This window comes from Candidatus Pseudothioglobus sp. uisw_142, assembly GCF_059512465.1.
The window spans coordinates 1,402,718-1,415,764 of record NZ_CM183452.1 but is presented as its reverse complement, the minus strand read 5'-3'; the positions used below and the strand labels follow the sequence as shown (position 1 = coordinate 1,415,764).

The window sequence follows — 13,047 nt, the reverse complement described above, 5'->3', positions numbered from 1 at the left end:
ACTAAATAAATAAATCTTGACTAGATTTTTGAGCGACATCCAGATAAGTTGCAGCACCAGCAAACTCTATTCCTTCAATAAATTCATCTCTTGAGAAGCCAAACATCCCCATAGTCATCTCACAGGCTATAAATTTAACACCCATTTCAACACAAATACTTCTGAGCTCCTCGATAGTTGCCATGCCATTGTTTTGAAATGTTTTTTTCATCATTTTTGTGGCGAAAAGCTCAAAGCCAGGGATATTCCAAATAATATTGGGAATTTTTGGACCAAAATCTATTGACTGAAACCACTTTGGCCCAAAAGGCATTTTCATTGGCATATCAGGATTACCCTGGGGCGAAATTCTCAGATGCGACAAGTCTTTGAGTAGAAGGTTTAACCCATAGAAAGTACAAAAAACAGTTACCTCCTTACCCATAGCAATGCCAGTTGAAGCCAAAATAAAGGGAGGATAAGCCCAGTCGAGTGTTCCTTTTGAGGCAATGAGCGTCATTTCGTTAGAGTCAGATGTCATAGAGTCTAATTCTTTTCAATATTAAAGATGATTTTATTGCCATCATCTTTTTGAGAGATTAACTTGTGGCCAAGCTGGTTACAAAAGGCAACAAAATCCTTTTTTGATCCTTGATCAGTACAAATGACCTCAATAATCTCTTTTGATTCCATTGAAGCTAGTGCTTGCTTAGTTTTTAAAATTGGCATTGGACATGCAAATCCACACATGTCTAGAGTATGATCAGCCATAGAAATCACCTCAAAAGTTAAGTAAGAATATTTTAGTAGGTTATGACTGTTATTTGATTATATTTTTTTTAACTAAAACCCCTGCAGCCATTGAAAGCAGGAACACTATGATTATTGGGTCAAAAGTTGCTATTGCAGCGATAGCTGGACCAGGGCAAAGGCCAACAAGCCCCCAACCTACTCCAAAAAGCGATGCACCAATAATAATCTTTTTATCAAGCTTTTGTTTCTTCGGTAAATCAATTTGATTACCCAGGGAAGATGTTTGTCTATTTCTCATAAGATAAAAGAATGGTCCAGCAGTAATAATACCGCCACCCATGACAAAAATAAGAGAGGCATCCCAGTTATGAGTGATGCTCAAAAACCCAATTACTTTTTCAGGATTAGTCATTCCTGAAATAACTAGACCGATTCCAAAGATAATACCTGAGACAAGGGAGATAATTTTGTCACTCATAGATAGATCCCAAACTGCTGAAGGGTGAATACTGTTAAGACTCCTATTGCAACAAATGTTGCAGTTGCAACCATAGAGTTGACTGATAATCTACCAATACCACATATTCCGTGACCAGAGGTACAGCCACCTCCTAACCTAGTCCCAAAACCAACCAAAAATCCACCAGGAATAATTAAAAGGTATGAATGGGTTATTTCAAAAGCGATTGGATTATTTGGTAAGACTATATTGTAGATAATTAATGGGCCTACTACCAGCCCAATTAAAAACAAAGTATTTGAAACTCTTTGAGACGTTTGCGTAATAGCATTTTCAAAGATTCCACTAATTCCTGCTAGTCGCCCTGTGGCATAAAAATATAAAACGACAGAAAGGCCAATAATGATGCCTCCAATTAAAGCGCTAATGGGCGTAAAGTTATGCATTTCTAATTAAATCGAAATTATTCAATTCAATAATAACAGAATTCGAAGTTTTAAAGAGGTAAAGTCTATATAGTTAATCGGAGAACTTAGAATAATAATATCTTCTCAATTTAGGCCTTGAGACAATATGTGAAAAGATAGCCATAAGCAAAAAAAGAAGTAATACAATGTATTCACTTTTTGCAACATCAGATCTTATTCCAATAACTAAAGCACTAAAGAAATAAGTCTTTAAAATTGTATCTAAAAATTGAATAGGATATAACTGCCTAGATTCAGATATCAAGTATTTTAATGAGTAAAAAGCAAAGGTAAGTAAAATGGTCACTCTTAAAGCGACCATTCTATGATAAGGCATCTCTTCTCCCTCAGAAATATAAAAGGGAAAATAGAGTGAAACGTCATAAATAGCTAGAACAGATGCGACCACGCACCATAGTCCAAGAAGTGCAATGAGAGTTTTTGCAAAAAATTTTAAGAATTTATTCATAGTCACTCAATTAAGCTCATTAAAAAATCCATTTAATATTATTAAATGGAATTATTTTCTAATGGCCTTTTTTTGAATAGGGCTAGTGACCGACCTATAATTTTTTCTATTGTAACTATTAAGGCTCAATAATGTCAACCCCTTCTTGAGAGGCGAGTAGAAGTATGTCGGCACTCCGACATGCAAACAGTCCATTTGTCACCACTCCCACAATATTATTAAGTTGACTCTCAAGGGCTTTTGGGCTATCAATATTAAGATCGTGAATATCAAGTATTAGATTTCCATTGTCCGTAGTAAATTCTTCTCTCAATATTGGATTGCCGCCAATTGATTTGACAACTTCACGCTTTACATAGTTTGAGGCCATAGGAATCACTTCAATTGGTAAAGGAAATTTACCCAAAATATCAACAAGCTTTGAATCATCAGCTATACAAACAAATTGTTTAGAGGTCGCGGCTACAATTTTTTCACGAGTCAATGCACCTCCTCCACCCTTGATAAGGTTAAGGTCATGGTTTGACTCATCAGTACCATCGATATAAACTGAAATTTCGCTGACCTCATTTAGGTCAAAAACATGAATACCATGACTTTTAAGTCGATTTGCTGTTTCAATTGAGCTTGCAACAGCACCCCTTATGGAATCCTTAATTGTCGCTAGTTGATCAATAAAAAAATTTGCTGTTGAGCCTGTGCCAACGCCTATAATAGTTTCAGGAACAACATACTTAAGTGCAGCCTTAGCAACCTCATTTTTCAATTCATCTTGGGTCATGTTGCCTCCATCTTTTAGTTCAAAATTATTATACACGATGAAAAAAATTATCCTTGCAACAGGAAATCCTGGAAAGGTAAGAGAATTAAACGCCATGCTAAATGGGCATTATAGTGTTGTCTCTCAAAAAGATTTACAGGTTAAGGAAATCCCCGAGACTGGCAGTTCTTTTATTGAGAATGCATTATTAAAAGCAAGAAATGCATCGCTTCAAACTAAACTACCCGCTTTGGCTGATGATTCAGGCCTTGAGGTCGAAGTGCTGGATGGTGAGCCAGGTATTTACTCAGCTAGATATGCTAGAGAAGGCGCAACAGATGAGGAAAATGTAAAAAAGCTTTTGTTGAAAATGGAGGGCCATAATAATCGTAAAGCCCATTTTTGTTGCGCAATGGTCTATATAAATGATGAAAAAGATGCAAAACCTATTATTATCGAGAGACGATGGGAGGGAGAAATTCTTAGAGAGCCCATTGGAACAAATGGTTTTGGCTATGACCCGATCTTTTATTTGAAGGACTATAGTTGCAGCTCTGCTCAACTTGAGCCAGATATTAAAAATAAAATATCGCATCGTGGACAAGCTTTAGATGATTTATTAAGTCAACTACTTAGAGCTGAATAACTTGCTTCAAATTCCACCCCTCTCCCTATACATTCATTATCCATGGTGTTTAAAAAAATGTCCATATTGTGACTTTAACTCTCATGAGGGAGAAATTCAATCTGACTACATTAGCGCTTTGATTAAAGATTTAGACGGTGATTTACAGTATGTTCAAAACAGAGCAATAGAATCAATTTTTATTGGTGGCGGAACGCCAAGCTTAATGAGTGCTGAAGATGCTAGCTATCTATTAAATGGACTGAAAGATAGGTTGAATTTTTCAGATAATGTTGAGATTACTATGGAGGTAAATCCAGGTACATTTGAAGCAGAAAAGTTTACTGAATTTCGAAGTATTGGTATTAATCGTCTATCTGTTGGCGTTCAATCATTCGAAGATAGCCAGCTCAAATTTCTAGGAAGAGTTCACAGTAGTAATGAGGCAGTCAATGCTATTATAGAAGCGCAAAGAGCCGGCTTCACAAATATAAATATTGATCTCATGTATGGCCTTAATGGCCAGAGTGTAGAGATGTGTATTGAGGACTTAAATAAAGCAATTGAGCTAAGTCCTACTCATATATCTTTTTATCAGTTAACTCTTGAGCCCAATACGTTATTTTCCAAATTCCCTCCCCGCCTTCCATCTGATGAGATTATCTGGGAAATGGGTGAAAAGGGCGCAAAACTGTTGAATAAAAAAGGCTTTAGACAGTATGAAGTTTCTGCTTATAGCTCTAATCCATCCCTACACAACCTAAATTACTGGACATTTGGAGATTACATTGGAATTGGTGCTGGTGCTCATGGAAAAATAACAGATATGAGTTCGCATCAAATATCAAGAACTTTAAAACCAAAGTCACCGAATGAATATTTGTTATCTATTAAACAAAAGAAAATGATCTCAAGGAAAAAAATAGTAGATAGCTTATCTTTTGAGTTTATGTTGAATAGCCTAAGATTAATTGATGGTTTTGATTCTGGATTGTTTGAATCTAGAACAGGATTGTCAATTGAATCAGTTCGCTCTCAAATTAAAGAAGCTGAAAAGCTCAATTTGTTAAATATAAGTGATAATTGGATCAAACCAACAAAGAAAGGATATAGCTTCCTGAATGAGCTTCAGGAAATATTTTTGTAGGTAAAGCCTGTCATTAGAGCCTGTGACTGGTAAAATCCTTTCTAGTTTTTTAAAAGTTTAAGTGATATGACCTCTCATAAAATAGCAGATGTTCTTACTGAGTCTTTGCCTTATATTCAAAGGTTTAAAGGAAAGACAATAGTCATCAAATATGGCGGAAATGCTATGGTTGATGAAAATCTAAAATCAAGTTTTGCTAGAGACATAGTCCTCATGAAGTCTGTAGGAATGAACCCTATTGTTGTTCATGGTGGCGGACCACAGATTGGAAGCACTCTCGAAAGGCTAGGAAAAAATAGTGAGTTTGTGGATGGTATGCGAGTAACAGACAGTGAGACCATGGATGTTGTTGAAATGGTCCTTGGAGGGTTGGTAAATAAGGAGATAGTTAATCTAATTCATCAGCACGGTGGAAATTCAATTGGCCTTACTGGTAAGGATGGAAGACTCATCACCGCAAAAAAACTTAAAACAGAGATGGAGCCAACGTCTGAAATTATTGATTTAGGACATGTTGGACAGGTTGATCAGATTGACGTGTCGGTAATCAACTTGCTGCTGCAAGGTGATTTTATTCCCGTTATAGCTCCAATAGGTGTTGGAAAAGATGGCTTCTCCTACAATATCAATGCTGACCTGGTTGCTGGTGCAATTGCTGAATCCCTCAATGCTGAAAAATTAATTCTTCTCACTAACACAGCCGGTCTTTTGGATTCAAATGGAGAGCTTATGACTGGAATGAGCTCATCAACAGTCAAAGAACTAATTGATAATGGGACTATTCATGGCGGCATGCTTCCTAAAATAAGTTGTGCCCTGTCAGCCGTTGAAAACGGCGTTAAAACGAGTCATATTATTGATGGTAGAGTTTCTCATGCAGTTCTTCTAGAGGTCTTTACTGATTCAGGAGTTGGTACACTAATCACAACAAATGGTTAAAACGCACAGAGACACCATTAGTGTTAATGACTGTCAAGTATTGGCACATTATCAATTTGAGGCTGATCAATATATTATTACTTTAGAGTCAAAAGAAATTGCTGACTCAACCCGTCCTGGGCAATTTGTTCATTTATCGGTTTCTGGAATGTTGGCCATGAGAAGGCCAATTTCAGTCATGTCTGTTGACGCTGATAATGGAACTTTTGATTTGCTTTATAAGATTGTAGGTGAGGGTACTAAACAACTTGCAGATAGAAAAATTGGTGATGTACTATCAGTTATTGGACCCATTGGAAATGGCTTTGAGCTCACAGATCGTAAAATCCCCCTCCTCATTGGAGGTGGCGTTGGAATGCCTCCAATGATAGCAATCGCCCAAAAAATCAAAGATAATGCCTATTATAATCCCTATGTCATATTGGGCTCTGAAGTGCCTTTTCCCTTTGAAGCAAGTCAAAGTAGTTTGAACGGATTTAACTCATCCAAATTCTATACTATGCCTCTTTTAGAGGAATGGCGGGTGCCTTGTGGTTTGGCAAGTCTTCAAGATTATGAGGGAGTTTATAAGGGTTATGTTACTGATCTTGCTAGGGAGTATTTGGATAGCCTTTCTTCGAGTGACCTTAAAGAAGTAGAGGTCTTTACATGTGGCCCTAACCCTATGCTTGAAGCCGTTTCTAAGCTCTCTAATGAATATAACCTGCCCTGTCAGGCTTCCTTAGAAGAGTACATGGCGTGCGCAGTTGGAGGCTGTGCTGGGTGTGTTGTTGAAGTTGCAACCGAGAATGGACCAGCTATGAAAAGGGTCTGTGTTGATGGGCCTGTTTTTGATGCAAAAACAGTTTTTAATGATTTCAGATAACCTAAAGCTAGTCAATTCTAGAATAGAGTCTATTCAATCTGATCAAGATGTAGAGCTTATTGCTGTCAGTAAAACAAGATCAGTTTTAGAGATTCAAGAGGCTTTTAATGCAGGCCAAATCCATTTTGGAGAAAACTACCTCCAAGAATCCTTAGAAAAAGTCAACTACTTTAAAGACTCTGGGTTAGTGTGGCATTTTATAGGCCCAATTCAATCCAATAAAACTGCATTAATATCAGAAAACTTTGATTGGGTTCATAGTGTTGATCGATTCAAAATTGCCAAAAGGCTGAGTGATCAAAGAAATCCAAATTTAGGCAAATTGAATATTCTTGTCCAAGTAAATATAGATAAAGAGAAAACAAAATCAGGAGTATTTATTGAGCAAGTTGATGAGATAGTTTCAGAGATTATTTCATTGCCTTATATTTGTTTAAGAGGCTTCATGTGTATACCTAAAGCTGAAAACTCAAGCGATAGTTTTTCAAAAATGAAAGATTTAATATCCAATTACCCTTCACTTGATACTCTATCAATGGGTATGTCTGCCGACCTTGAGGTTGCAATAAAGAATGGGGCAAATCTGGTTAGAGTTGGGACAGATATTTTTGGGCAAAGAAGCTATAATTAAACATACTTATTCATTTTTTTAAAGGTGTATACATGCAAGTCAGATTAATGATTACGGGTGGGACGATTGATAAAGTTTACAATCAATCAAATGGTGAGCTTGAGTTTGATAAGACTCATTTCCCTGAAATGATAAAAAGGTCCAGAATAGAGGTCAATATCATTCCTCAGGAGCTGACCCTGATTGACAGTTTAGATATGGTTGATTCCGATCGAAATTTAATTTTAGAGAGCTGTGAGAAATGCGATGAGCAATTTATATTAATTACCCATGGCACTGATACGATGTGTGACACTGCAAAGCTATTGGGAGAGCGGGACATGAAGAAGACTATTGTCCTATTTGGCTCTATGGTGCCTTATGCAGTTAATAATTCTGACGCACTATTCAATTTTGGCTGTGCATTAGGATCTGTTCAGCTTTTAGGTTCTGGTGTCTATATTGCTATGAATGGAAGAGTTTTACCGTGGAGCGATGTTGAAAAAAATAGAAGCTTAGGAGTCTTTCAGAATCTAAAGTAATTATTTTCTTTATTCAAGGCTGTCGAGCATATACTGAACTGTTATCTTTATGTCGTTATCAGTACAATCCATACAAGTTCCTTTAGCTGGCATTCCGCCCTTTCCAGCTATTGCTGATAAGGTGAGTTTTTCTAGCCCAAGACCTACTCTTGGTGCCCAGTCTTCTAATGAGGCAAACTTAGGTGAGCCCATTACTCCAGATGTATGGCAGCCAGCACATTTGCTGTTATAAATTTCTTCTCCAGAGCGCACTGCAGTTTCAACGATTTCTGCTGATGCAACTTTAATGCTGGTATCGATACGAACTTCACCTACTGGTTTGATTCTCTCTAAAACGCTATTTTCCACCATAGTTTCACTATTGGATGAATCGCCACTCGTCGAGTTAAGTGCTTTAAAGCCAATAAAAATCATGGCAATTGCCCAAACGATTAGCATTAGTTTTGTCGAACCCGAAGTACCTTGACTCATTGCGTCTTCCCTTAGATTAGATTAAATTCCGCAATATTATACATTTGGTTATAATATCTTGCAGTTGAATGCAACAAAAATATGCTAAAAAAAACCCTCCTAAGAAGCCTTAATATTCTAAAGATTAGTACTTGGGTGACAGCATTCATGGCCCTAGCTATATTGGTAGTCGTTGCTTTTCTGATTATGTTTCCTCAGACTATCAAGGGTCAGATTGAAAGTCGTCTTTCTGAAATTAGTGGTCTGGATGTTCGTATTGAAAAAATTTCTCTTGAATTTCAGGAAAATGAACTTTTTTTAGCAGTCAAAGAGCTACAAATTAGTTCAGATGGCATGAAGCCAATTGCTAAGGTTGATGTTTTACGATGGAATGTTAATCTTATGGCCCTCTATAAAGGCATTGAGATACCTGGTCATATTGATGTTAATGAGTTGTTAATTGACACTTCAAATATCGATGATTATGTTGGAATCATGAATGCAGAGTCTGTGTTATCTAACATTGGCGTATCTGGTTTATTAGCTCTTCAATCTCTTTCTATTAATAGAACTCAGCTCATAGGTCAGCAGTCACTTGACCTTGCACCAATTGAACTAAAGAGAAATAAACAAAAGATTAGCCTTTCTATGAGAGATCAGTCGATTTTTAGTACTTCGCAAGTTCCAAAGCTTGGCAGCATGGTCAACATTAATACAAGTATTGATGTTGCAAAAGCAAGAGAAGAGCGTGTTGCTGTGATTCCTTTTTCCCTTAAAAATGAAGATTTTAATCTTTCAGCACAAGTTAAAATTTTTAATCAACAAGATCAAGTTTATCTTGAATTTGAGAGTTATATTGATCAGATAGAGGTATCAAAAATTAATCAGAATATCCCAGAGTCGCTCTCTGCTTCGGAGGGAGCTCGATGGATAGACGAAGTTTTAAAAGATGGATTTTTGAAAGACATTATGTTGACAACTCGATTTAACATGTCGGGCAAGATAGAGGCTCCAAATACTAAATTTTCTGCCAATCTTTCGAAGGCAACTATAAATGCAAATCCCAATTGGCCATCTATTGAAGATATCAATGCAAAAGTGACTTTTTCAAATGATTATTTAAAGATTGTAGGAAATCAAGCTAGAGTTGAGGGTATCGATTTAAGTTACCTAAGCATAACTACTAGAGATTTTAATCAGCCAGATGCTAAATTATCTCTCAATGCGCGATTTGATTCAAACAGTCAAAAAGTTGAACAGTTTATTAGAGAAACTTCAGTATCAGATAAGATTAAAACTTATCTCGATGAGTTTGAGCTGATTGGAAAGCTTTGGGGAAATATTAACTTAGTTGCTCCACTTCAAAAAAATACTGATCAAAAGCCAGAGTTAACTTTTGATATGTTTGCATCTGAGAATTCACTCAGTCTTTTTGATGGAGAAATTAATGTTGATGGATTTAATTCTCAAATCTCTTTTAAAGACGGTCTCATTAGAACAAAAGGTAAAGGGTTAATTGGAGGCGAGCTTTTTCAAATGTCATTAAATCCTAAAGATTGGTTTAATGAGGAGAATTCGGCTTTAAAAGTTAAGTTGACTCATTTGAGTAGTTCGATTGATGCTTTTATTAGCAAGCGCTCGTCTGTTGAATGGAGCAGTATTATGAAATCAGAAGATTTATATGCTGATCTGACTTTATTGATAGATAATGATGGCAAATATATTCTTAACCTAAAGGATCTTAATATTTCAAGCCTTGATAATATAAATGATTGGAAACTATCACCTAAAATTTTTCCAAGCTTACATCTGTCTCTTAAAGACTCCAAGGTTAATAATAAAATAGTTCCCAATTTTGAGGCTGATCTCATCAATCATGATTATGTGATGGAAATCAAAAACCTGGTTTTTGAAAATATTGGCCTCAGTGAAGAAGATTTAGTTTTTAATGGAAGCTGGCTAAACGGAAAAACAGCTCTAAGAGCTAAAGCTTCAAGTCAAAATTTGTCAAGTTTTTTGAATAAATTTGGGGTTAATGAGCCTGTTATTGGTGGTGGCTTTAGTGTCGATTTACGGTTATATTGTGATTGTGAGCCATGGCAAGTTGCTCCAAAGAATATAAGTGGTTTTATGCAAGCAGAGGTTGCAGAGGGGGTTTTTACGAACCAAGATCCCAATCTTTTTAAATTGATTTCATTTATTAATTTAGAGACCATTGCAAATCGTTTTAGGTTAACTAGAAGTGAATTAAGAGAGGCGGGCTATGTTTATGACCAGATCAATGCTAAATTATTATTTAATGATGGAGTTGCAAAAGTGGACTACTTCCTTGTAGAGAGTGAAGAGAGTGATATTGAGTTAACTGGTTCAGTTGATTTAATTAAAAGAGACTATAATTTAGCAGCAAACGTTCAGCCAGCAATTGCTAACACGATCCCTTTAGCCACTTATTTAGCTGGAGGGGGTCTTGCTGGTTTTGGGGTTTGGGCTGCAGATAAGATGCTTTTTGGTGGTGAAGTAATGAGTGGACTTCTAGATAACACTGTTGAGATAACTTTTGTTATTTCAGGTCCATGGTCTGAGCCAATTATTGAAAAATTAGATGGAGTTAAAGTTTTATGATTAATCAACTATTAAATGATCACAAAATTAATGAGGTTGAAATATACAATCTACTGAGTTCTCTGTCAGGCACTGGTTCAGATTACTCTGATTTATATTTTCAGCATTCTGTTGCAGAATCCTGGGTTCTTGACGAAGGGATAGTCAAGGATGGCTCCTATAATATTAGTCATGGTGTTGGAGCAAGATGTGTATCAGGTGATAAAACGGGATTTTCTTATTCAGATGATCTAAACTTGAAGGCCATTCAAGGTGCAGTAGATTTTGCAAAAGGCATATCCAGTAGTAAGCCTCATTCATCACCTAAACTTCTAAAGAGCACTAATTATCCCTCTAAATATTCTGCCATTAGTCCCCTTGATAGTTTGACTTCTGAGCAAAAAGTTGACTTATTGAGACAAATCAATACTATGGCAAGAAAAGAACCTAAAGTGGTCCAGGTTAGTGCTTCACTTTCTGGAGCCTATACTGAAGTTTTAATAGCCTCCACTGATGGTGTTTACGAGATTGACTGCAGACCAATGGTAAGAGTAAGCGTTTCAGTTATTGTAGAGCATAATGGAAGGGTTGAGCAGTCTTCAAGTGGTGGTGGTGGACGATATGATTACAGCTATTTTGCTGAAAACTCATTGGCCGAAGTTTATACGAAAGAGGCAATTCGTTTGGCTCTTGTAGCATTAGATTCTAATGATGCTCCAGCAGGAAAGATGCCTGTCATACTGGGATCTGGTTGGCCTGGAGTTTTGTTACATGAGGCAATTGGACATGGCTTAGAAGGCGACTTTAATCGTAAGGGCAGTTCTGTGTTTAGTGGAAAAATTGGTGAAAAAGTAGCTAGTGAAAAATGCACTATTGTTGATAACGGAACCATTCAGAATAGAAGAGGCAGCTTAACGATTGATGACGAGGGTACGCCAACTCAAGAGACTACTCTAATTGAAAAAGGGGTTCTTAAAGGCTACATGATGGACAAAATGAATGGCCGCTTGATGAATAAGCCAAGCACAGGAAATGGAAGGCGTGAATCCTATGCACACATCCCAATGCCTAGAATGACGAATACTTATATGCTAAATGGCGAAGACAAGTTTGACGATATGGTGATGTCAGTAGAAGACGGAATTTATGCTAAGAACTTTGATGGTGGTCAAGTTGATATTACTTCAGGAAAATTTGTTTTTTCTGCAAACGAAGCTTACCTGATCAAAAATGGAAAAATTACAACACCCATCAAGGGTGCCACCCTAATTGGTGCCGGTGATGAAGTACTACACCAAATCTCCATGGTGGGAGATGATCTTCAATTAGATCCTGGCATTGGTGTATGCGGGAAAGACGGGCAAAGTGTTCCAGTTGGAGTTGGGCAGCCTAGCCTTAAAGTTGACATGCTCACTGTGGGTGGTACGCAGCTTTAATTTAATATCTTATCCGGTTAATTAAACGCTTTTTAACTGGCTGTTTTACGATTAATTTGATATAATATTTCGCTGTTTAGTTGAGGATAAACAATGCTCGAAAATTATTTACCAATTATCGTATTTATTTTCCTAGGAATTGCCTTTGGAGTAGGCCTCACAGTCGTGGGCTATCTTTTAGGTCCAAGTAATCCTAGCGAAGAAAAAAACTCACAGTTTGAGTGTGGATTTCCAGCTTTTGATGACTCACGCATGCACTTCAATATTCGATACTATCTGGTAGCTATTTTGTTTGTGCTTTTTGATCTCGAGGTGGCTTTTTTCATCCCCTGGGCTGTGGTTCAGGCTAAGTTAGGCTGGTTTGGTTTTGTTGCAATGTCTATATTTTTATTGCTTCTGGTAGTTGGCTTTATCTTTGAGTGGAAAAAAGGGGCTCTAGAGTGGGAATAATGAGGATTAAATATGGCTATTGAAGGCTTAATGAAAGAAGGCTTTGTTACCACTTCACTTGACAAAGTTATTAACTGGGCAAGGACTGGATCGCTATGGCCAATGACATTTGGCCTTGCTTGTTGTGCTGTCGAGATGATGGAGGCAGGTTCATCGCGTTACGACTTGGATCGTTTTGGAATCGTTTTTAGGCCAACCCCTCGCCAGTCAGATTTAATGATCGTGGCTGGAACACTCACAAATAAGATGGCTCCCGCATTAAGGAAGGTTTATGATCAAATGCCAGAACCCAAATATGTTTTATCAATGGGCTCATGTGCAAATGGAGGTGGTTACTATCATTACTCTTATGCTGTAGTTAGAGGATGTGATCGAATTGTTCCTGTTGATGTCTATGTTCCCGGATGCCCTCCAACAGCAGAAGCACTTTTATATGGAATTCTTCAGTTACAAGACAAAATCCGAAGAACCAACACGATTGCTCGAACCTAAGT

General features: G+C 37.1%; 17 protein-coding genes. 10 read left to right on the top strand and 7 right to left on the bottom strand.

Annotated elements, in window-relative coordinates; genetic code table 11:
* Position 1: 1 nt before the first annotated feature.
* The 6 genes from AC5YGB_RS07250 to rpiA all read right to left on the bottom strand — a co-directional run bounded on the left by AC5YGB_RS07250 (position 2) and on the right by rpiA (position 2,909).
* A complete protein-coding gene (locus tag AC5YGB_RS07250) occupies positions 2–520 on the bottom strand; it encodes a DsrE/DsrF/DrsH-like family protein (RefSeq protein ID WP_053819688.1) in 519 nt (172 codons plus the stop codon).
* A gap of 5 nt (positions 521–525) precedes the next feature.
* Complete coding sequence (locus AC5YGB_RS07245) at positions 526–750, bottom strand: sulfurtransferase TusA family protein (RefSeq protein ID WP_020023951.1); 225 nt, start codon at positions 748–750, stop codon at positions 526–528.
* Between the two features lie 49 nt (positions 751–799).
* The gene (locus AC5YGB_RS07240) at positions 800–1,210 is read right to left on the bottom strand and encodes a DUF6691 family protein (RefSeq protein ID WP_020023952.1); all 411 of its coding nucleotides are present in this window, start codon (positions 1,208–1,210) and stop codon (positions 800–802) included.
* Positions 1,207–1,638 (bottom strand): YeeE/YedE family protein, encoded by a 432-nt coding sequence (locus AC5YGB_RS07235; RefSeq protein WP_020023953.1) that lies wholly within the window; start codon positions 1,636–1,638, stop codon positions 1,207–1,209. The genes AC5YGB_RS07240 and AC5YGB_RS07235 overlap by 4 nt, the downstream gene beginning before the upstream one ends.
* A 73-nt stretch (positions 1,639–1,711) precedes the next feature.
* Positions 1,712–2,128: a hypothetical protein gene (locus AC5YGB_RS07230; RefSeq protein ID WP_496137117.1), complete on the bottom strand. Its 417-nt coding sequence runs from the start codon at positions 2,126–2,128 to the stop codon at positions 1,712–1,714.
* Between the two features lie 118 nt (positions 2,129–2,246).
* Positions 2,247–2,909, bottom strand: coding sequence for a ribose-5-phosphate isomerase RpiA (rpiA, locus tag AC5YGB_RS07225; RefSeq protein ID WP_271549587.1), 663 nt, complete (start codon positions 2,907–2,909; stop codon positions 2,247–2,249).
* A gap of 37 nt (positions 2,910–2,946) precedes the next feature.
* Between rpiA and rdgB the strand changes: the two genes are divergently transcribed.
* The 6 genes from rdgB to AC5YGB_RS07195 all read left to right on the top strand — a co-directional run bounded on the left by rdgB (position 2,947) and on the right by AC5YGB_RS07195 (position 7,616).
* The gene (gene rdgB / locus AC5YGB_RS07220) at positions 2,947–3,534 is read left to right on the top strand and encodes an RdgB/HAM1 family non-canonical purine NTP pyrophosphatase (protein ID WP_496137116.1); all 588 of its coding nucleotides are present in this window, start codon (positions 2,947–2,949) and stop codon (positions 3,532–3,534) included.
* Between the two features lies 1 nt (position 3,535).
* The gene (gene hemW, locus AC5YGB_RS07215; RefSeq protein ID WP_020023957.1) at positions 3,536–4,660 is read left to right on the top strand and encodes a radical SAM family heme chaperone HemW; all 1,125 of its coding nucleotides are present in this window, start codon (positions 3,536–3,538) and stop codon (positions 4,658–4,660) included.
* Positions 4,661–4,726: 66 nt separating this feature from the next.
* On the top strand, positions 4,727–5,599 hold the full coding sequence (argB, locus tag AC5YGB_RS07210; protein WP_053819691.1) for an acetylglutamate kinase: 873 nt from the start codon (positions 4,727–4,729) through the stop codon (positions 5,597–5,599).
* The gene (locus AC5YGB_RS07205; RefSeq protein WP_020023959.1) at positions 5,592–6,464 is read left to right on the top strand and encodes a dihydroorotate dehydrogenase electron transfer subunit; all 873 of its coding nucleotides are present in this window, start codon (positions 5,592–5,594) and stop codon (positions 6,462–6,464) included. The genes argB and AC5YGB_RS07205 overlap by 8 nt, the downstream gene beginning before the upstream one ends.
* Positions 6,433–7,095: a YggS family pyridoxal phosphate-dependent enzyme gene (locus tag AC5YGB_RS07200; RefSeq protein WP_020026220.1), complete on the top strand. Its 663-nt coding sequence runs from the start codon at positions 6,433–6,435 to the stop codon at positions 7,093–7,095. Before AC5YGB_RS07205 ends, AC5YGB_RS07200 begins: the two co-directional genes overlap by 32 nt.
* Positions 7,096–7,127: 32 nt before the next feature.
* Positions 7,128–7,616, top strand: a complete 489-nt coding sequence (locus AC5YGB_RS07195) for an asparaginase domain-containing protein (protein WP_020023961.1) — start codon at positions 7,128–7,130, stop codon at positions 7,614–7,616.
* Between the two features lie 9 nt (positions 7,617–7,625).
* Here the strand turns inward: AC5YGB_RS07195 and AC5YGB_RS07190 are convergent, their stop codons facing one another.
* The gene (locus tag AC5YGB_RS07190) at positions 7,626–8,087 is read right to left on the bottom strand and encodes a c-type cytochrome (RefSeq protein ID WP_496137115.1); all 462 of its coding nucleotides are present in this window, start codon (positions 8,085–8,087) and stop codon (positions 7,626–7,628) included.
* 81 nt (positions 8,088–8,168) lie between these two features.
* Here AC5YGB_RS07190 and AC5YGB_RS07185 point away from each other — a divergent pair, with 81 nt between their 5' ends.
* The 4 genes from AC5YGB_RS07185 (at position 8,169) to AC5YGB_RS07170 (ending at position 13,045) form a co-directional block, all read left to right on the top strand.
* Positions 8,169–10,688 (top strand): YhdP family protein, encoded by a 2,520-nt coding sequence (locus tag AC5YGB_RS07185; RefSeq protein ID WP_496137114.1) that lies wholly within the window; start codon positions 8,169–8,171, stop codon positions 10,686–10,688.
* Positions 10,685–12,103, top strand: a complete 1,419-nt coding sequence (gene tldD / locus AC5YGB_RS07180) for a metalloprotease TldD (RefSeq protein ID WP_020023964.1) — start codon at positions 10,685–10,687, stop codon at positions 12,101–12,103. The genes AC5YGB_RS07185 and tldD overlap by 4 nt, the downstream gene beginning before the upstream one ends.
* A gap of 93 nt (positions 12,104–12,196) precedes the next feature.
* Positions 12,197–12,553 (top strand): NADH-quinone oxidoreductase subunit A, encoded by a 357-nt coding sequence (locus tag AC5YGB_RS07175; RefSeq protein ID WP_020023965.1) that lies wholly within the window; start codon positions 12,197–12,199, stop codon positions 12,551–12,553.
* A gap of 12 nt (positions 12,554–12,565) precedes the next feature.
* Positions 12,566–13,045: a NuoB/complex I 20 kDa subunit family protein gene (locus tag AC5YGB_RS07170; RefSeq protein ID WP_020023966.1), complete on the top strand. Its 480-nt coding sequence runs from the start codon at positions 12,566–12,568 to the stop codon at positions 13,043–13,045.
* Positions 13,046–13,047: the final 2 nt, after the last annotated feature.

Excerpts from the sequence above, each read along its gene's own strand:
- AC5YGB_RS07250 (WP_053819688.1), bottom strand. The coding sequence starts at position 520 with ATGACATCTGACTCTAACGAAATGACGCTCATTGCCTCAAAAGGAACA.
- AC5YGB_RS07245 (WP_020023951.1), bottom strand. The coding sequence starts at position 750 with ATGGCTGATCATACTCTAGACATGTGTGGATTTGCATGTCCAATGCCA.
- AC5YGB_RS07240 (WP_020023952.1), bottom strand. The coding sequence starts at position 1,210 with ATGAGTGACAAAATTATCTCCCTTGTCTCAGGTATTATCTTTGGAATC.
- AC5YGB_RS07235 (WP_020023953.1), bottom strand. The coding sequence starts at position 1,638 with ATGCATAACTTTACGCCCATTAGCGCTTTAATTGGAGGCATCATTATT.
- AC5YGB_RS07230 (WP_496137117.1), bottom strand. The coding sequence starts at position 2,128 with ATGAATAAATTCTTAAAATTTTTTGCAAAAACTCTCATTGCACTTCTT.
- rpiA (WP_271549587.1), bottom strand. The coding sequence starts at position 2,909 with ATGACCCAAGATGAATTGAAAAATGAGGTTGCTAAGGCTGCACTTAAG.
- rdgB (WP_496137116.1), top strand. The coding sequence starts at position 2,947 with ATGAAAAAAATTATCCTTGCAACAGGAAATCCTGGAAAGGTAAGAGAA.
- argB (WP_053819691.1), top strand. The coding sequence starts at position 4,727 with ATGACCTCTCATAAAATAGCAGATGTTCTTACTGAGTCTTTGCCTTAT.
- AC5YGB_RS07205 (WP_020023959.1), top strand. The coding sequence starts at position 5,592 with ATGGTTAAAACGCACAGAGACACCATTAGTGTTAATGACTGTCAAGTA.
- AC5YGB_RS07200 (WP_020026220.1), top strand. The coding sequence starts at position 6,433 with ATGCAAAAACAGTTTTTAATGATTTCAGATAACCTAAAGCTAGTCAAT.
- AC5YGB_RS07195 (WP_020023961.1), top strand. The coding sequence starts at position 7,128 with ATGCAAGTCAGATTAATGATTACGGGTGGGACGATTGATAAAGTTTAC.
- AC5YGB_RS07190 (WP_496137115.1), bottom strand. The coding sequence starts at position 8,087 with ATGAGTCAAGGTACTTCGGGTTCGACAAAACTAATGCTAATCGTTTGG.
- AC5YGB_RS07185 (WP_496137114.1), top strand. The coding sequence starts at position 8,169 with ATGCTAAAAAAAACCCTCCTAAGAAGCCTTAATATTCTAAAGATTAGT.
- tldD (WP_020023964.1), top strand. The coding sequence starts at position 10,685 with ATGATTAATCAACTATTAAATGATCACAAAATTAATGAGGTTGAAATA.
- AC5YGB_RS07175 (WP_020023965.1), top strand. The coding sequence starts at position 12,197 with ATGCTCGAAAATTATTTACCAATTATCGTATTTATTTTCCTAGGAATT.
- AC5YGB_RS07170 (WP_020023966.1), top strand. The coding sequence starts at position 12,566 with ATGGCTATTGAAGGCTTAATGAAAGAAGGCTTTGTTACCACTTCACTT.